Below are 16,961 nucleotides of genomic sequence, written 5' to 3'. Positions count from 1 at the left end.
CGTCTAGTCTGCCCCTTTTGCAGCCCCGGATGCTCGACTGTTCACACCGCGCGGTGCGGGAAGGCCTCTCCTCCGCCGGCGGCGAGACGCTGCGCGACGATGCCGACGTACTCGTTCATCATCTCTTCGCTCATCTCGGGCAGCATCCCGTCCCAGTATGAGAGCACGGCGCCGCGGCCCTGCATCATTCCCGCAGGCCGCGCGAACGCCCAGAGGTGCAGGTGTGCGGATCCGTCGTTCCAGCGACTGAAGTGGCACCGGGCGACGCCGGGAATGGTCTTCACGGCTTCGGAGATCCGCTGCATCAGCGGGCCGAGCGCCGCCATGACCTCCAGCGGCGCATCCTCCAGCAGCCAGTGCTCGCGCGGCGCGATCGCGCCGATGAAGGGAAGCCCGCCCGTCTCCCATCCCGCGCGCACCTGCCAGTGCTCGTCCGCCCAGATCGTGTGCTCCGATGGCGCACACGACCCGCAGTTCTGCGGATCGAGCTCGCCATGACGCGGCTTCTCCGGGACGAACATCGGCTCCAGCGGTCGCATCACGACGCTCTCGTACGCGTGCGCGGGGCCCTGCGTCATCCAGGATCCATCGGGCCGCTCACCGAAGGTGAGCCTGCGGTGCCACTCGGAGTCAGCCGGATGCTGCGCGAAGTCGCCATCTGTCGTCATGGCCCCTATGTAAACACAGGGGCAATGACGCAGCCTCCGCGCGCTACTTCTTCGCGAGCAGACGTGTCACGCGGGGCTTGACCTCGGTGGCGAGCAGCTCGATCGACTCGAGGTAGTGCTCCTGCGGGAGGCTGCCGATGTCCATCTGCAGGAAGTGCCGCATATGGCCGAGGTGGCCGTGCAGGTCGACGATGCGCTCGGCGACGTCGTCGGGGTCGCCGATGTAATACGCGCCGGCACCGTGCGCCTGTGCGAGGAACGCATCCTGCTGTGGCGCGGGCCACCCTCGACGGCGACCCATCTCGAGGTTCATGTTGTACCAGCCGGGGTACGCACGCTCCAGCGCCTCCTGCTTCGTCTTCGCGACGAGGCCGAGAGCGGCGACCGAGACCTTCTGGTTCTCGATCGCGTGCCCGCCCTGCGCGAAGGTGCGACGGTACAGCTCGACAAGCGGAGCGAAGCGCGCGGGGGCGCCGCCGATGATGCCGTAGGTCACCGGCATCCCGAGTCGCCCTGCGCGCACGCTGGAGGGTGCGCTGCCGCCGGTGCCGATCCAGATGGGCAGCTTTCCTCCCGCGGGGCGCGGGACGACTTCGAGTCCGTCGAGCGCCGGACGGACGCTGCCGTTCCAGGTGACCTTTGCGTCGTCGCCGGCGTCGTTGATCGCCATGAGCAGTTCGAGCTTCTCCTCGTACAGGCGCTCGTAGTCGACGACGTCGTATCCGAACAGCGGGAACGACTCGACGGAGGATCCGCGACCGGCGGTGATCTCCACACGACCGCCGGAGATCGCCGATGCCGTCGCGAACTGCTGGTACACCCGCACAGGGTCGTCGGTGCTGATGATCGAGACGGCGCTGCCGAGGCGGATCTGCGTCGTCGCCGCCGCAGCGGCAGCGATCATCGCGCCCGGAGACGAGGCGGGCATCTCAAGCGTGTGGTGCTCGCCGACACCGAAGAAGTCCGCGCCGACACGGTCGGCATGAACGATCGCGTCGAAGAGGTTGGTGATCGCCTCGGTCGTGCTGCGCAGCGAGCCGTCCTCGTTGCGCTGAGAGTCGCCGAAGCTGTAGACACCGATTTCCATGAGAGTTCCTTTGGTCTGAGAGATCGTCAGGCGGCGAGCGCGGAGTCTTCCGCGGCCTCGGACAGCGCCTGGCGCATGCCCGCGGCGTCAAGCCGAGAGGTGAAGATGCGGGTACCGCTCTCGAAGGCGATGCCGACGGCGAGGGGGCCTGCGGAGATCGGATCGAAACCGAAGCGGTCGAGCAGCTCATGGACGGATGCGGCCGCCTCCGCGTCATCCGAGGCGTAAGCGAGAGCGCGACGGCCGTCAGCGCTGTCACGTCGGGCGTCTTCTTCGAGCTCGTGGTAGCCGATGTGGTTGAGAGCCTTCACGATGCGAGCCTCTGCGAAGTATGCGGCGACGACCTCGCTCGTGCCCACCTCGGGATCGCTGAACTCGGGAAGCTCCCCGTCGATCGGCGCCCAGTGGTTCATGGCGTCGACCACGATGCGGCCCGCGAGGATGGCCGGGTCGACAGAGCGGAACTTGTGCAGCGGTACGGCCACGACGACGAGGTCGGCATCGGCGACAGCATCAGCCGCCGTGGCGACCTTCGCGCCAGGGATCACGATCTCGGCGAGGAGAGCGATGTCTTCTGCCGCACCGGAACCGGCAACAGTGACATCGAGGCCCGCGGCGATGGCCGTGCGCGCCACAGCGGCTCCGACGCGTCCGACACCGAGGACGGCGATCTTCGTGAGCACGTCCACTCCCTTCCTGCCGCCCGCGGGCGACGCGCTTTGTTGATACGTCAACGATGATAGCAGAACTAGATGATGCATCAACTACACTGGAGGCATGGAGCACGCAACCGCCACCGACCTGCAGGCCTGGGAGTCCTACCAGCGCATGCGGCAGCGGCTGTCCGCGCGCATCGCCCGTGAACTCGCCACGACCGGGCTCTCCGAAGCCGACTACGAGATCCTCGGCGCGCTCGTCCGCGAAGATCGCCCCGTGCGACCGACGGCACTCGGCTGCGAGCTTGACTGGGAGAAGAGCCGTCTCTCGCACCAGCTGCGCCGCATGGAACAGCGCGGCCTGCTGACCCGCGAGAGCTGCGCCGACGACGGGCGCGGCTTCGAGATCACCATCACCACCGCAGGGCGGGATGCTCACGCAACGGCGAAAGAGACGTACGACGCGGCGGTCTGCCGCTACGTGACCCAGGCGCTCAGTTCAGAGCAGCTGCAGCAGCTGCGCGACATCTCCGAAGCGCTGCTCCCCCACCTCGAAGAGCCGCACCACGCCTGAAGCCACGCACCGCAGCGGAAGGTGCAGGTTCGCGAGCGGCGGCCGAAGAGTCATCCCAGCAGGGATAGCCTGGATCGATGAGAGATGATGCCCGCGCCCGAAATCGTCTCTCCCGAACCCCTCCCCGGTGGGCGATCGTCGCGGCACTTGCCTTCATGGGCATGTGCTCGTCGTTCATGTTCACCCTCGTGGTGCCCCTGCAGGCCGATCTGCCCCGCCTGCTGAACGCCACTCGCGAAGACACCACCTGGGTCATCACGATCACGCTTCTCGTCGCCGCGGTCGCCACCCCGATCGCGGGACGCCTCGGTGACATGTACGGCAAGCGCCGGGTCGTCATCGCCCTGCTCCTCGCCCTCGTCGTCGGGTCCGCGATCGCCGCGCTGTCGACCTCGATCATCGGTGTCATCATCGGCCGCGGTCTGCAAGGCGCCGTCAGCGGTGTCGTCCCGCTGGGCATCGCCATCATGCGTGACGTGCTCCCGCCCCAGCGACTCGGCACCGCCGTCGCTCTCATGAGCGCGACAATGGGCGTCGGCGGCGCTGTCGGCATGCCCCTCGCCGCGTTCATCGCCCTGAACGCCGACTGGCACGCCCTGTTCTGGCTCGGCGCCGGCCTCGGTCTGCTGTCACTCGTGCTCGTGTTCCTGGTCGTTCCCGAAGATGTGCTGCGTTCACCCGGGCGTCTCGACTGGCGGGGCGCGATCGGCCTCGCGGCGGGACTCAGCGGCATCCTGCTCTTCATCTCTCGGGGCGCGGAATGGGGCTGGACCTCTCCCCTCGCGCTCGGGTGCGCGATCGGCGGAATCGGGATGCTGCTGCTGTGGGGCTGGTATCAGCTGCGCACGACGGATCCACTGCTGGACCTGCGCGTCGCCGCGCGCCCCGCGGTGCTGTTGACCAACATCGCCGGCATCGGGATGGGCTTCGCCCTCTTCGCGTCGAACGTGACCTTCCCGCAGATGCTCGAGATGCCGGAAGAGCTCGGCGGCGGATTCAGCCTCGACATGCTCGGCGCCGCCCTCGTCATCATGCCCGCAGGTCTCGTGATGATGGTGATCTCACCCCTATCCGGATGGCTGGAGCGCACCGTCGGGCCTCGCCCGCTCTTCACGGTCGGCGCCGCGGCGATCGTGCTCGCCTACGTGTTCGTGCTGATCTGGTCGACCGAGGTGTGGCACATCCTGGTCGCGAACCTGTTCATCGGCGTCGGCATCGGATTCACGTTCGCCGCGATGCCGATGATCATCATGCGCTCGGTGCCCGCCGACGAGACCGGGGCCTCCAACGGACTCAACGCCCTGTTCCGCTCCGTCGGCACCTCGACCGCATCCGCTGTCATGGGCGCGGTACTCGCCGGGATGAGCGTCGAGGTCGCCGGAGCCATGGTTCCGACTCGCGAGGCGTTCCTGCTGTGCTTCTGGCTGGCGATCGGTGCGGGCGTCATCACCGTCGTCCTGTCGCTGATGATCCCGCGCCCGAAGCCGTTGCCGCACGCCGCACTGCGGTAGCCGCGAGCCCCGCGTCAGCGAGCGGGGGTCCGCGTCTTCGAGTTCAGAGCACCCGGGGGTCCGGATCGCCGGCATGCGGCGGACGCAGGCGCGACGGAAGCGGCCACTCCAGGACGTACGGCGCGGTGGCCGGCCGGCTCGTATCGCCGAAGTCGTCGACCTTGACGACGATGCGCCCCGCACGACCATTCGCTGTCGGCGTGACCTCGACGATGCGCACGCGCAACGGCCGATCGGCCTCACCCTCCAGCATCCAGGCGTCCGCGAGCCAGGCGATGCCGTGCTCCTCCAGGACTGCCTCGGCATCGAGCCATTCAACAGCGCCGGAGACCGCGCGGCCCAGCACGTCGACCGCGGTCCAGTGCTCGCCGTTCGGATGAATCCACCCCAGTAGCTCACCGTCGTCTCTACGATGCGGGGTCCAATCAGGCGCGGTCATCATTCGACCCTACGGAGCGAAGTCCTCCGGAACCAAGCGACGACGCCTTGCGTGACACCACGCCCAAGGAATGTTCGGAGTGCGCACCTTGCACAATCGTTTGTGCTTCGATAGAGTCGCGTCAACCAACACTGGAGTTGACTTGTACCGAATCGTCAGGGTCACCCCGCGCGTGACGCAAACCGACACCCGCATCCCGTTCCGCTACGGGATCGCGGAGATGACACGCGCGCCGCATGCCGTCGTCGAGGTCGAGATCGTCCGCGACGGCAGGCGCTCGCGCGGTCTAGCCGCCGAGCAACTCCCGCCGAAGTGGTTCACGAAGGATCCGGATTCGCCCTACGCTGACGACCTGGCCGTCATGGTCGACGTCATCCTGCACGCGGCGGGCGTCGCAGAGGGCATGTCTGCGCCGGATGCCTTTCAACTCTGGCGCGAGCTCGACCGTGCACAGAGCGACTGGGGACAAGCGCAGGGCATCCCCGGGCTGCTCAGCGGTCTTGGCACAGCCCTGGTCGAGCGTGCCGTGATCGACGCGATCTGCCGGCTCGAGGAGACCCCGTTCGCCGACGCTCTCCGAAGCGGGCTCCTGGGCCTGCAGTCCCAGATCATCCACCCGGAACTTCACGGGCATCGCTTCGCCCCCGCGCCATCAACGCACCTCTTCGTGCGTCACACGGTCGGCCTCGGCGACCCGCTCACCGATGCGGACGTACATGATGCTCCCGACCATCTGCCGGTGAGCCTGCAGGCATCGCTCCGGCACTACGGACTGACCCACCTGAAGATCAAGACCCGCGGTGAGGCCGGAGAAGACATCGAGCGTCTGCATCGCATCCTCGCCCTCTCCAGGGAAGCCGGCGTGACACCGCGATTCACGATCGACGGCAACGAGGCGATGACGCAGGCGGCTCAGTTCACCGACTGGTGGGGCGCTCTCTCCGAGGACCGTGAACTCGAAGGCGCGCTCACTCGCGACCTCATTGCCGTCGAACAGCCGTTCGCCCGCACCGTCGCCCTGAGCGACGAGGTCGGGCGGACACTGCGCGCCGCATCCGTTCCCGTGATCATCGATGAATCCGATGCCGACGTGGACTCCGTGCGCCTGGCGATGGACCTCGGCTATGCCGGCGGCACCTACAAGGGGTGCAAGGGTGTGTTCCGCGGCATCGCGAACGCTGCGCTGGTCGACGCGCGCGGCGCAGAGCGCCCGACCGTGTTCACCGCGGAGGATCTCGCCACTCTCCCTCCCCTGACAGTCCCGCAGGACCTCGTGGTCGCGGCAACTCTCGGGATGACTCACATCGAACGCAACGGACACCACTACTTCGGTCGCCTTGCCGGCCTCGGTCCCGACACAGACGATCGCGCTGCTGCGGCACATCCGGACCTCTACGAGGAGCTCGAGGGCCGCGTTCGCCTGCGCATCCGCGACGGACGCGTCGCGACGGAGTCGGTGCTCACCGCCCCGTTCGGCCTCACGCCTCTTCTCAACGTCTCCGCCCTCCCTCCGCTCACCTCCGCGACAGCCACCGATGGCCTGATCTGAGATGACCGATCACCGCACTCTCTCGTCCGCAATGAACAATCGTTTTCTCTCCCAGGAGGCCGCATGACCTCGATGGATGATCGCGTCGATCACGCGCGACGGCTCCTCGCACGCGGCGGAGTGATCCCCGCGCACCCCCTCGCCCTGTCCGCAGATCGGCAGCTCGACGAGCGTCGCCAGCGCGCGCTCAGCCGCTACTACCTCGACGCCGGATCGAACGGACTCGCCGTCGGCGTGCACACGACACAGTTCGGCATCCGCGACGCGGGGCTCTTCCCCGACGTGCTCCGCATCAGCGCGGAAGCCGCCGCCGAGCACGCCGAGCGCGAGCCCGTGCTCATCGCAGGCGTCATCGGCGACACGGCGCAGGCGGTCGCGGAAGCCGAGCTCGCCATTGCCTCGGGCTATCACGCGGTGCTCCTCAACGTCGCATCATGGCGCGACGCCGAGGAGTCCGAGGTTCTGGCCCATTGCCGCGCCGTCGCCGAGGTCGCACCTGTGATCGGGTTCGCGCTGCTCCCCGAGGTCGGCGGGTTCCACCTGTCGTTCGACTTCTGGCGCGCGTTCGCGGAGATTCCGCAAGTGGTGGCGATCAAGATGGCGCCGTTCAACCGCTATCGCACGATCGACATCGTGCGGGGCGTGGTGCATGCACGCGCTGAGGAACACATCACACTGTTCACCGGCAATGACGACCACATCGTGCTCGATCTGCTCGCCCCTTTCGACATCCCCCGAGACGGAGAGCTCGTGCGGATGCAGGTCCGAGGAGGACTCCTCGGACACTGGAGCGTCTGGACCCGGCGCGCGGTCGAACAGTCCGAGTGGCTCCGTGACGCGGCATCCGGAGACCTGGTGCCGGCTGACGCCCTCGCACTCGACTCGCGAGTGACCGACGCGAACGGGGCGATCTATGACGCCCGCAACGACTTCGCCGGGTGCATTCCCGGATGCATGGAAGTGCTCCGCCGCCAGGGGTTGCTTGAGGGCATCTGGTGCCTCGACCCGGCCGAAGCGCTTTCCCCCGGTCAGCTCGCGGAGATCGATCGCGTGTACGCGGAGCATCCGGATCTCTCCGACGACGACTTCGTCGCCTCGAACCTCTCCCGCTGGCTGACCTGACATTCAAGGACGAATATGACCACCACCACCCAGAACCTGCTGACCCGGGACTCTCTGCCCGAGTTCTTCCGGGATGCCGACCATCTCGACGACTTCATGTCACTGCCGACGGCAGAGACCGTCGCCGACCTCGCTGCCTTGGACGGCGACGTGATGATCCTCGGCGTCGCCGGGAAGATGGGCATCTCGCTCGCCCGCATGATCAAGGCGGCCGCCCCCGGTAAACGCGTCATCGGCGTCTCCCGGTTCTCGGAATCGGGAAGCGAGGAGAACCTGCGCGCCCACGGCGTCGAGACCATCCGCTGCGACCTCCTGGATCGCGCGGCTGTCGAGAAGCTGCCCCGCGTCGCGAACATCATCTACATGGCGGGCCTGAAGTTCGACTATCGGGGTCGCGAGGACTTCCTCTGGGCGATGAACACGCTCGCCCCCGCGATCGTCGCCGACACCTTCCGCGATTCGCGCATCGTGGCGCTGTCGACCATTCACGTCTACCCCTGGTCCGATCCCCGCCGCGGTGGTGTCGACGAGCGCACACCACCCGTCGCGCGCCCCGGTGAGTACGCCAACTCGGTCGTCGGTCGTGAGCGCACGTTCCAGTACTTCAGCGGTCTTCACGGCACGCCGGGTCGCCTCGTGCGCTTCGTGTACGCCGTCGACATGCGCTACGGCGCCCTGCAGGAGATCGCGAGCTGGGTGCGCACCCGCACCCCCATTCCGCTCGCGACCGGCAACGTGAACGTGCAGTGGCAGGGCGATGCCATCAACCACTTCGCGCGGCTGCTCCGTCATGTAGAAACCCCGGCGACCCCTATCAACATCGGGGGGCCCGAGTGTGTCAGCGTGCGGCACGTCGCCGAGCGCTTCGGGCAGCTGTTCGACATCGACCCGATCTTCGAAGGTACGGAGTCCGATCACCTCCTTTTCGTGAACTGCGACCAGGCGGCTGACCTTCTCGGCAACCCCACCGTCACTCTCGAGCCGATGCTGCGCTGGATCGCCGAATGGGTCGAGAACGAGAAGCCTCTCTACGGCAAGCCGAGCAAGTTCGAGGTGCGCAATGGCATCTTCTGAGCAGAAGTCCGCCTCCCCCGCGGTCGGCATGCTGACCGGAATCCGCGTCGTGAGCTTCACGCACTTCCTACAGGGCCCCTCGGCGAGTCAGCTACTCGCCGACCTCGGCGCTGAGGTCATCAAGATCGAGCCGCACACCGGAGCATTCGAGCGCTCGTGGAGCGCCCCCAACCGCTCGCTCAACGGATACAGCCCGTTCTTCGCGCTGGGCAATCGCAACGTGCGCAGCATGGCCATCGATCTCAAGCATCCGGATGCGGCACCGCTCGTGCGCGAGCTGCTCGAAAGTGCCGATGTCCTGATCGAGAGTTTCCGCCCCGGCACCCTGGACCGGCTCGGGTTCGGCTATGAGGATGTCGCCGCATTCAACCCGGGTATCGTCTACGCGTCGCTGTCGGGCTACGGCTCCGACGGGCCCTACCGGGACCGCCCGGGGCAGGACGTGCTGGTGCAGGCGCTGTCCGGATTGGCTGGCGCCACCGGCGGGGCCGGCGCACCACCGACACCGGCAGGAGCGAGCATCGTGGACCAGCATGCGGGAGTGCTCGGAGCCTTCGGGATTCTCGCCGCACTGCACGGCAGGGCGCGCACCGGGCGCGGCACGCTCGTGGAGAGCAACCTGCTCAACGCCGCCCTCGACCTGCAGATCGAGCCGCTCACCTACGCGTTGAACGGTTGGACGGGCGCGCGATCCGAGAACGGCGTCTCGTCGATGTACTACACCGCCCCCTACGGCGTCTTCGCAACATCCGACGGGCACCTGTGCATCTCGCTCACCTCGCCCGCGGCCCTCGAGGCGGTCTTCGAGGACCCCTGGTTCACCGCCGAGCACCGCGAACCCTACGACGCACGGGAAGACGTGAACGCGCGGGTCGCGACCCACATGCGCACGCGGACAGGCGCCGACTGGACCGAGACGTTCACGGCCGCGCGGATGTGGTTCGCCCCTGTCAACTCCTACGCCGAGGTGCTGGCAGACCCGCAGGTGGCCTTCAACGACTCCTTCGACGAGTTCGACGACGAGGCGGCCGGTCGCGTGCGTGTGCTCAAGCACCCGGTGATGTACGGCGGATCGCGTCCCGGCGTACGCACCGTTCCTCCGACGCTCGGCGCACACACCCGCGAGATCCTCGCCGATCTGGGGCATTCCGACGAGTCCATCGCGCAGCACTTTCAACGAAAGATCGTCTCATGAGCAGCATCACGGTCGAATCGTCCGACTCGGTGTGGCGTGTCACCCTCACCCGCGCCGACAAGCGCAATGCGCTGACATCCGAGATGATCAACGGCCTGCACGCCGCACTCGACGAGGCCGAGGCGGCGGACGCGAGCGTCCTGGTACTCACGGCCGAGGGCTCACTGTTCTGCGCCGGTGCCGACATCGCCGGCTACCGCGACGCCGCAGACGATCCGGCGGCGCTGCGCCTCTTCACGGACAGCGCCCGCTGGCTGTGCACGCGACTCACACAGTCCCCCGTCGTGATCGTCGCGGCCGTCAACGGCACCGCACTCGGCGGTGGCTTCGAGCTCGTGCTCGCCGCGGACATCGTGCTGAGTGTGGAGTCGGCGCGCTTCGGCCTGCCCGAACTGCGCCTGGGCCTCATCCCCGGCTGGGGAGGCACCCAGCGGCTCGCGCTGCATGTCGGGGCGAATCGCGCCAAGCGCGCCGTTCTGCTGAGCGAGACGTTCTCCGCCGGCGAGCTACGCGACGCCGGGCTGGTCAGCGCCGTCGTCGCCGACGCCGTCGAGCTCGAGACCGTTGTCGCCGACATCGTCGGACGCCTCGCGACGACCGCTCCGCTCGCGGCGAGCGCCGCCAAGAACGCGATCACCCTCGCCGTCGATCCGCACTCCGGCGCGTCAGCCGGGTTCGACCGTGAGCGGGAGCTCCTTCTTGCACTCTTCGACACCGAGGACGGCCGCGAAGGCGTGCGCGCCTTCGTCGAGAAGCGCGCGCCGGAGTGGGCCGGACGCTGACACCACCATGCTCCCCGCCCACACCTCACCTCATCTCGACAGCTGGCGCCTCCCCGCCCCGCTGCCCTCCGATCACGGTCTCCCCGTGCTCGCGACCGTCGACATCGTCGTCGTCGGCGCGGGCGCGGCGGGTGTCGCCGCCGCGACGACGGCCGCCGAGCATGGCGCGCGAGTGCTGCTCGTGGAGAAGTACGGGTTCGCCGGCGGCGCCGCAGTCGCCGGCATGTCCGGCACGATCTGCGGGCTGTATCTCGCGCACGAGGAACCGGCGGATGTTCCCACCCAGATCGTGCACGGTTTCGCCGAGCGCTTCCGCGGCGAGCTCGCGGCACGCGGCGGACTCACCCCGCCCCAGCGCTACGGGAAGACGTTCACCGTCGCGCACGATCCGCTGATGTGGCGCGAGGCCGCCGACGACCTGTTGACGGCTGCCGGGGTGCGCGTGCTCTTGCACACCACCGTCTCACGCGTCATCGCTGAGGAGGGGCGCTGTCTCGGCGTCGCGCTCCTCTCGACCGCCGGAGAGGTCGCCGTGCATGCTTCCCGCATCATCGACGCATCGGGTGACGCCGCCGTGATCTCGCAGCTCGGCGGCGAGTACCACTTCGGCGACGACGGGCGCATCCAGAACCCCACGATGTTCTTCCGGCTCGGTGGCGTCAACACCGACGCCTTCTGGTCGGCGTTCGGCGATGACACCATCTGCCCTCCCTGGGTGACCGAGCGGATCCGCGCCCGACGTGACGCGGGCGCCGATCTGCCGCGCGAGAAGATCTGGGTCTTCCGCACGCCGAGGGCCGGGGAACTCATGGTCAACGCGACACGGCTCGCGGCCGCGGACGGTCGCGTGCTGAACGTCGTCGACCCTGAGGACTTCACATACGCAGAGGTCCACGGTCGCCGGCAGGTGCGCGCCTACGAGCGCTTCCTCCGCCAGGAGGTGCCCGGCTGCGCTGACGCCTTCGTCGTCGACACCGGTGTGGAGGTCGGCATCCGTCAGACCCGCAGCATCCGGTCGACCGACGACCTCACGAACGACGACGTCGTCACAGCGCGCAAACGTGACGACGGGATCTGCCGCTCCCCCTGGCCGATCGAACTCCACGACGGCCCGCGCCCGCGCCTGCACTGGCTACTCGACGACTACTACGACGTTCCGCTCGGGGCGCTCATCCCGCAGGACGGCGAGAACGTCCTGGTCGCCGGACGCTGCCTGGGCGCGGACCACGAAGCTCTCGCATCGGCGCGGGTCACGGCGCAGTGCTTCGAGTACGGCGCGGCGGCAGCCTTCGCTGCTGTGCACTCCCTCGACGCGGACGTCCCGCTGCGCGAGGTCCCCGTCGACACAGTTCGTCGGTTCATGACGGCGGCAGGGAGCACGATCGATCATGCGCGGTAGCCTGGGAGCCATGACGCGCCTCAAGGACGTGGCGGAAGCTGCGGGAGTATCCCCCTCCGTGGCATCCCGCGTTCTCAACGACGATGCCGACGCCCGGATCAACCCCGAGACGCGCAAGCGCGTGCTGGCGGCCGCCGCCCGTCTGAACTATGTGCCCGATCACCGAGCCAGAGCCCTGCGTCTCTCCCGCGCGGGCGCGATCGCCCTCGTGGTTCCCGAGGTCAACAACGCGATCTTCGCGAGTCTGTACCAAGGTGTGCAGGAGACCTGTCAGGATGCCGGCTCCGCGGTGCTCCTCGGCCAGCTGACCGCCCAGAGCGGCGGACGCAACGGCCTGGCGAGCCTCATCGGCAACGGCCGCGTCGACGGGGTGATCCTGCAGCGCGCCGAAGGGATCAGCGACGAGAGCCTGCGCAGCCTCATCACGGTGCCGAGCCCCGTCGTGCTCTTCAACTCTCGACTCGACGATCATGTCGGCTCCGTCGCGCTCGATGACCACCAGGCCCTCAAGATCGCCCTGGACCACCTCGTGAGCCTCGGACATCGCGACGTCGGCTTCCTCGCCGGCGCAGACCAGCACGATGCGGCCACCCGCCGTATGGATGCCTTCACCTCGTACTCGGCGGCGCTCGGCATGAGCACGCGCCCCGAGTGGGTGCAGCCGGCCGGGTGGGAAGCGCTCGGTGGCGCGGCCGGAATGCGCCGCCTCCTGGCGAGCGGCACGCTCCCGACCGCGATGATCGCCGCGAGCACGAACGCCGCCGTCGGCGCGCTGTCTGCGGCGCTCCAGGCCGGGGTCTCGGTGCCGCGCGACCTTTCGCTGCTGTGCATCCAGGATGCGTGGGTCGTGGAGTACACCACTCCCACGATCACCGCCGTGGCCATGCCCATGCATGCCGCCGGAACCATGGCCGCGTCGATGCTTTTGCGTCACCTCGCGGGCGCACCGCTCGAAGATGTCGTCATGACGCAGCCGAGGCCCGTGCTGCATGCACGAGCCTCGACTGCGCCAGCGCCCTCACGCTGATCTAGAGCGCCGCACGCACCTCCTCTGCCGGCACGTGCCCGTCGAGCACGATGAGCCTGTGCGCGAAACGGAGCGAACCGTGCGCTGCGACCTCAAGGTCCGTGTCGTAGGCGTGCGCCCAGCCGATCGAGGCGAAGTCCTCAAAGCGGTAGAGCCACTTCTGCGCACCGGGTCCGGTGGCGTCTCGGAATGATAGACCGAGAGTGACCGGCTCACCCGCGGCCGTCTGGCCGTGGACGACGAAGGTGCGCGATTCGTGACCGGATGCCTGCACAGGGCCGTCTTCGGCGATGAGCGCGTCTGCGGTGAACCCGACGGCGAGGCGCAGGAACAGTCCGCCGTAGCCGCCATCCGGTCGTCCGCGCCCTGCGGGGGTGGCGAGCGCGACGGCAAAGGGCGCCGGGTTGATCAGGGTCGTGTCGAGGTCGATGAGGTAGCCATCCACGTCGCCGATGTGCACCGGCTCCACACGCCACTCGCGGCGCTCCTCGAGCAGTTCCTGCTCATTGCGGCCGCGCCAGGCGTTGTGCTCGACGAGACGGGTCGACTCCTCGGTTGACGAGACCTCCTCCCACCGGACATGATCCATCCGACCGTGATCATCGACGACGACGTAGCCGCGATCGAGATCGTGGAAAGTCCCGCCTCCCCAGAGGTTGTGCCCGTTGACGCGGGGGAACGCAAACATCAGGCCGTGATGCCACGGGTGATCCTCGGGGGCGAACCCGGTGATCTCGATCCCTGCCCGCGTGCGCAGCGGGTGGAAATGCGGCTTGGAGAGGTCGACTCTGCTGACATCCGATGCCACCGAGTAACGGGCGACCTCGACGCCATCGATCGCGATCGTCGCGTCACCCGTGTCTGTCTGCAGATCATGCACCACGACGCACCTCCGCACGACGGGGGCCCGCAGCATCCAGAGCCTCGTAGAACTCGTCTCCCGCGGCGATCTCACCGCGCTGCACGCGCTCCCCGGTCGCCGCCGACTTGTACAGCGCCGTGAGGAACTCGAGGGTCTCGCGCGCCTCCGCGACGGTGAGCTCGGGCGCCTCGCCCGCGCGCCAGTGCATCAGGATGTTCGCGAGCTGCGCACGATGCGCCTGCACGGGCTCCTCGGGGACCGTCCAGTCCTCGAGCGTGCGTGTGCCGTCGGCGCCGGTCTGGCGCACCGACCACTCCTCGAGGAGCGGCATGTAGAGCGTGTTCAGGTCGACTGTCGCGTCTTCCGCCATCACCTGCAGACGTGTCTCCTGATTGTGGCTGAGCACGGTCGACACCATGCTCGCGAAAGCCCCGCCCTCGAAGCGCACCGACGCAACGCTCGCGTCTTCCACCTCGATCGGCCGGGAGAGCGTGTCAGAGAAGGCCGAGACAGCCTCCCATGGTGACCCCATCAGCCAGAGGAGCAGGTCGATCGCGTGGTGCGCCTGACTTGTCGTGGCGCCCGCGAACTCGGTGCGGAACTTGCCACGCCATGCGGCCTCCCAGTAGTCCGGCCCGCGGTACCAGGACGTGTGCGCGATACCGACCAGCGGCCGACCCCAGCGCCCCGACGCGAGCGCCTCTCGCACCTGCCGCGAACCACCCGAGTATCGGAACTGCGAGACGGTCACACACCACTGACCGGTCTCCTCCTCCGCGGCACGCAGACGATCGGCGGAGGCGAGCGACCCCGTGAGCGGCTTCTCACTGAACACCCACGACCCGGCCTGCATGGCCTGCACCGCCAGCGGTTCGTGCAGATGCGGAGGCGTCGCGATGATCGTGATGTCGGGCTTCTCGACGGCGAGCATCTCGCCGATGTCGGCGTAGCCGCGCGAGGGCCCGAACTGCTCGACGGCAGCCGAGAGCCGGGCCTCGTCGAGATCCACGATCGCGACGAGCTCACATTCCTCGGGCAGAGCGGTTACCGCGGGCAGATGGGCGGCGGCACCGATGCCACCTGCCCCGACGACCGCGATCCGTGCTTTCTTCATTTTCTTGGTCAACCTTTCAGACCTGTTGTGGCGATGCCGGTGGTGAGATACTTCTGCCCGGCCAGGAAGAAGCCGAACAGCGGGCCGAGCGAGAGCACGGCCATTGCGAACATTGGACCCCAGGCGCTGTCGCCGCTTGCGTCGAGGAACGAGTTGAGCCCCAGCGGAACCGTGTACGTGCGCGGGTCCTGGAGGTAGATCATGGGCGAGAGGAAGTCGTTCCACGTCCAGATGAATGTGAAGATCGAGGTCGTCGCCAGTGCCGGGAGCGTGAGGGGCAGGATGACGTGCCAGAAGGTGCGCCATGGTCCAGCGCCGTCGATCTTGGCTGCTTCGTCGAGTTCGCGAGGCAGGCCACGCAGGAACTGCACCATCAGGAAGACGAAGAACGCATCCACGGCCAGGAACTTCGGTGTGATCAGCGGCAGGAACGTGTTCACCCACCCGAGGTTCGCGAAGAGAATGTACTGCGGCACCATGAGCACATGGTGCGGCAGCATGAGCGTCGCCATCATGCAGGCGAAGAACACTGCACGGAACTTGAACGACAACCGCGCAAAGGCATAGCCGGCCAAGGTGCACGCGAACAGGTTTCCGACGACGGAGAGCACCGCGACAATCGTCGAATTGAGGAAGTACGTTCCGAAGCCGACACCTGACCCGCGCCAGCCCCGCTCATAGTTCTCCAGCACCACCGGATCAGGAAAAGGCCAGATCTCCGTGAAGATGTCGGAGCTTTCCTTGAATGATGCACCGACCATCCAGATCAGCGGATAGAGCATCACGAGCCCGAAGCCAATCAGTAGCCCATGCCGCAGCACGCTGCGCGGAGCCTTGTTGCGTCGGCCGACAACACCGATCTCGCGCGTGTAGTCGATCTTGATGTCAGTCGTCATAATGCACCCAGTACTTCGAGAACCAGAAGTTGATCACGGTCACCACGGCGATCCCGACGAACAGCACCCACGCCATCGCGCTGGCGTAGCCCATCTGGAAGCTGGTGAATCCGCGCTGATACAGATACAGCGTGTAGAACAGCGTCGAGTTGACAGGACCACCTGTGCCCCCGGAGACGACGAAGGCGGGCGTGAACGCCTGGAACGCCCCGATGAGCTGGAGGATGAGGTTGAAAAGCACGATCGGGGTGAGCATCGGCAGCGTGATGTGTAGGAACTGCTGCCGCTTGTTGACGCCATCCACAGCTCCGGCTTCGTAGAGCTCTTGGGGAATCTGCCTCAGTGCCGCAAGGAAGATCACCATGGGTGACCCAAAGGTCCAGACGTTGAGAATGATGAGCGTGCCGAGGGCGGTGTTGGGATTCCCGATCCAACTTTGCGCCTCGATCCCGAAGACATCGAGGATCTGATTGATCAGACCGTTGTGCCCGAACATCTGTCGCCACAGCACGGCGATCGCGACGCTGCCTCCGATCAGCGATGGCAGATAGTAGATCGAGCGATAGATCGGCAGTCCGCGCAGTCCTCGGTTCAGCACCATCGCCAGCATGAGTGCAAACGCCAGCTGAAGGGGCACCGAGACGAACACGTAGACGAGAGTCACGCGCACAGACTCGAGATACTTCGGGTCGTTCGTGAACATCTTGATGTAGTTGTCGATGCCGACCCATTCGGGTGGGGCGAGCATGCTGAAGTTCGTGAACGACAGATAGAGCGAGTACAGCATCGGGCCGAGGGTGATGACGAAGAAGCCGATGAGCCACGGCAGCAAGAAGAGGTACGGCGCGAGGCGCTCGTTGAAGCGCGCCGCCCGCAGGCTGCGCAGACCACGCGCCGCCCGCGGAGTGCGGGGGTCTTCCGACCCCCGCACCACGTGCGGCTCGGAGCCCGGAGCAGACCGTTCGGTGTCGCTCGGTCGGCTGTGGGTGAGAGCCATGATCGATCT

General features: G+C 67.3%; 17 protein-coding genes. 9 read left to right on the top strand and 8 right to left on the bottom strand.

Features of this window, described 5'->3' with window-relative positions; all coding sequences use genetic code 11:
* Positions 1-41: 41 nt before the first annotated feature.
* Genes JOD62_RS08485 through JOD62_RS08475 form a run of 3 tightly spaced genes read right to left on the bottom strand, consistent with a single transcriptional unit; the run spans position 42 to position 2,438 of the window.
* The gene (locus JOD62_RS08485) at positions 42-668 is read right to left on the bottom strand and encodes a hypothetical protein (protein WP_204938853.1); all 627 of its coding nucleotides are present in this window, start codon (positions 666-668) and stop codon (positions 42-44) included.
* 43 nt (positions 669-711) lie between these two features.
* Positions 712-1,755 carry an LLM class flavin-dependent oxidoreductase gene (locus JOD62_RS08480; RefSeq protein ID WP_204938852.1) on the bottom strand — a complete coding sequence of 348 codons (1,044 nt, stop codon included), beginning with the start codon at positions 1,753-1,755 and terminating at the stop codon, positions 712-714.
* Positions 1,756-1,781: 26 nt separating this feature from the next.
* The gene (locus JOD62_RS08475; RefSeq protein ID WP_271171487.1) at positions 1,782-2,438 is read right to left on the bottom strand and encodes an NADPH-dependent F420 reductase; all 657 of its coding nucleotides are present in this window, start codon (positions 2,436-2,438) and stop codon (positions 1,782-1,784) included.
* A 94-nt stretch (positions 2,439-2,532) separates the two neighbouring features.
* On the opposite strand from JOD62_RS08475, the gene JOD62_RS08470 reads away from it, so the two are divergent.
* Both JOD62_RS08470 and JOD62_RS08465 read left to right on the top strand, forming a co-directional pair.
* A complete protein-coding gene (locus JOD62_RS08470; protein ID WP_204938850.1) occupies positions 2,533-2,985 on the top strand; it encodes a MarR family winged helix-turn-helix transcriptional regulator in 453 nt (150 codons plus the stop codon).
* Between the two features lie 77 nt (positions 2,986-3,062).
* Positions 3,063-4,496, top strand: a complete 1,434-nt coding sequence (locus JOD62_RS08465) for an MFS transporter (protein WP_204938849.1) — start codon at positions 3,063-3,065, stop codon at positions 4,494-4,496.
* A 43-nt stretch (positions 4,497-4,539) separates the two neighbouring features.
* On the opposite strand, the gene JOD62_RS08460 is transcribed toward JOD62_RS08465, so the two are convergent.
* A complete protein-coding gene (locus JOD62_RS08460) occupies positions 4,540-4,935 on the bottom strand; it encodes a hypothetical protein (protein WP_204938848.1) in 396 nt (131 codons plus the stop codon).
* 172 nt (positions 4,936-5,107) lie between these two features.
* Between JOD62_RS08460 and JOD62_RS08455 the strand changes: the two genes are divergently transcribed.
* From JOD62_RS08455 to JOD62_RS08425, 7 genes are all read left to right on the top strand, one after another.
* Entirely contained in the window at positions 5,108-6,484 is a 1,377-nt protein-coding gene (locus tag JOD62_RS08455; RefSeq protein WP_204938847.1) for an enolase-like domain-containing protein, read from the top strand.
* Positions 6,485-6,547: 63 nt separating this feature from the next.
* Complete coding sequence (locus JOD62_RS08450) at positions 6,548-7,606, top strand: dihydrodipicolinate synthase family protein (protein ID WP_239526604.1); 1,059 nt, start codon at positions 6,548-6,550, stop codon at positions 7,604-7,606.
* Between the two features lie 15 nt (positions 7,607-7,621).
* Complete coding sequence (locus JOD62_RS08445) at positions 7,622-8,680, top strand: NAD-dependent epimerase/dehydratase family protein (protein ID WP_204938846.1); 1,059 nt, start codon at positions 7,622-7,624, stop codon at positions 8,678-8,680.
* Positions 8,667-9,875 (top strand): CaiB/BaiF CoA transferase family protein, encoded by a 1,209-nt coding sequence (locus JOD62_RS08440; RefSeq protein WP_239526602.1) that lies wholly within the window; start codon positions 8,667-8,669, stop codon positions 9,873-9,875. Before JOD62_RS08445 ends, JOD62_RS08440 begins: the two co-directional genes overlap by 14 nt.
* Positions 9,872-10,657, top strand: coding sequence for an enoyl-CoA hydratase/isomerase family protein (locus tag JOD62_RS08435; protein ID WP_204938845.1), 786 nt, complete (start codon positions 9,872-9,874; stop codon positions 10,655-10,657). Before JOD62_RS08440 ends, JOD62_RS08435 begins: the two co-directional genes overlap by 4 nt.
* Positions 10,658-10,664: 7 nt before the next feature.
* Complete coding sequence (locus JOD62_RS08430) at positions 10,665-12,056, top strand: FAD-dependent oxidoreductase (RefSeq protein ID WP_204938844.1); 1,392 nt, start codon at positions 10,665-10,667, stop codon at positions 12,054-12,056.
* Between the two features lie 10 nt (positions 12,057-12,066).
* Complete coding sequence (locus JOD62_RS08425) at positions 12,067-13,083, top strand: LacI family DNA-binding transcriptional regulator (protein WP_204938843.1); 1,017 nt, start codon at positions 12,067-12,069, stop codon at positions 13,081-13,083.
* Between the two features lies 1 nt (position 13,084).
* On the opposite strand, the gene JOD62_RS08420 is transcribed toward JOD62_RS08425, so the two are convergent.
* Genes JOD62_RS08420 through JOD62_RS08405 form a run of 4 tightly spaced genes read right to left on the bottom strand, consistent with a single transcriptional unit; the run spans position 13,085 to position 16,952 of the window.
* Complete coding sequence (locus tag JOD62_RS08420) at positions 13,085-13,963, bottom strand: DUF6807 family protein (RefSeq protein WP_204938842.1); 879 nt, start codon at positions 13,961-13,963, stop codon at positions 13,085-13,087.
* Positions 13,956-15,059 (bottom strand): Gfo/Idh/MocA family protein, encoded by a 1,104-nt coding sequence (locus JOD62_RS08415; RefSeq protein ID WP_204938841.1) that lies wholly within the window; start codon positions 15,057-15,059, stop codon positions 13,956-13,958. Before JOD62_RS08415 ends, JOD62_RS08420 begins: the two co-directional genes overlap by 8 nt.
* 8 nt (positions 15,060-15,067) lie before the next feature.
* Positions 15,068-15,955, bottom strand: coding sequence for a carbohydrate ABC transporter permease (locus JOD62_RS08410; RefSeq protein WP_204938840.1), 888 nt, complete (start codon positions 15,953-15,955; stop codon positions 15,068-15,070).
* Positions 15,945-16,952 (bottom strand): carbohydrate ABC transporter permease, encoded by a 1,008-nt coding sequence (locus JOD62_RS08405; RefSeq protein ID WP_204938839.1) that lies wholly within the window; start codon positions 16,950-16,952, stop codon positions 15,945-15,947. Before JOD62_RS08405 ends, JOD62_RS08410 begins: the two co-directional genes overlap by 11 nt.
* Between the last annotated feature and the right edge of the window lie 9 nt (positions 16,953-16,961).

This window comes from Microbacterium keratanolyticum (genome assembly GCF_016907255.1).
GTDB classification, from domain to species: Bacteria; Actinomycetota; Actinomycetes; order Actinomycetales; family Microbacteriaceae; genus Microbacterium; species Microbacterium keratanolyticum.
This window is presented reverse-complemented; position numbering and strand designations above follow the sequence as displayed.

Bases quoted from the DNA above. Each gene is read 5' to 3' on its own strand.
- JOD62_RS08460 (WP_204938848.1), bottom strand. From the start codon at position 4,935: ATGACCGCGCCTGATTGGACCCCGCATCGTAGAGACGACGGTGAGCTA.
- JOD62_RS08410 (WP_204938840.1), bottom strand. From the start codon at position 15,955: ATGACGACTGACATCAAGATCGACTACACGCGCGAGATCGGTGTTGTC.
- JOD62_RS08415 (WP_204938841.1), bottom strand. From the start codon at position 15,059: ATGAAGAAAGCACGGATCGCGGTCGTCGGGGCAGGTGGCATCGGTGCC.
- JOD62_RS08470 (WP_204938850.1), top strand. From the start codon at position 2,533: ATGGAGCACGCAACCGCCACCGACCTGCAGGCCTGGGAGTCCTACCAG.
- JOD62_RS08440 (WP_239526602.1), top strand. From the start codon at position 8,667: ATGGCATCTTCTGAGCAGAAGTCCGCCTCCCCCGCGGTCGGCATGCTG.
- JOD62_RS08485 (WP_204938853.1), bottom strand. From the start codon at position 668: ATGACGACAGATGGCGACTTCGCGCAGCATCCGGCTGACTCCGAGTGG.
- JOD62_RS08435 (WP_204938845.1), top strand. From the start codon at position 9,872: ATGAGCAGCATCACGGTCGAATCGTCCGACTCGGTGTGGCGTGTCACC.
- JOD62_RS08445 (WP_204938846.1), top strand. From the start codon at position 7,622: ATGACCACCACCACCCAGAACCTGCTGACCCGGGACTCTCTGCCCGAG.
- JOD62_RS08425 (WP_204938843.1), top strand. From the start codon at position 12,067: ATGACGCGCCTCAAGGACGTGGCGGAAGCTGCGGGAGTATCCCCCTCC.
- JOD62_RS08480 (WP_204938852.1), bottom strand. From the start codon at position 1,755: ATGGAAATCGGTGTCTACAGCTTCGGCGACTCTCAGCGCAACGAGGAC.
- JOD62_RS08450 (WP_239526604.1), top strand. From the start codon at position 6,548: ATGACCTCGATGGATGATCGCGTCGATCACGCGCGACGGCTCCTCGCA.
- JOD62_RS08430 (WP_204938844.1), top strand. From the start codon at position 10,665: ATGCTCCCCGCCCACACCTCACCTCATCTCGACAGCTGGCGCCTCCCC.
- JOD62_RS08465 (WP_204938849.1), top strand. From the start codon at position 3,063: ATGAGAGATGATGCCCGCGCCCGAAATCGTCTCTCCCGAACCCCTCCC.
- JOD62_RS08405 (WP_204938839.1), bottom strand. From the start codon at position 16,952: ATGGCTCTCACCCACAGCCGACCGAGCGACACCGAACGGTCTGCTCCG.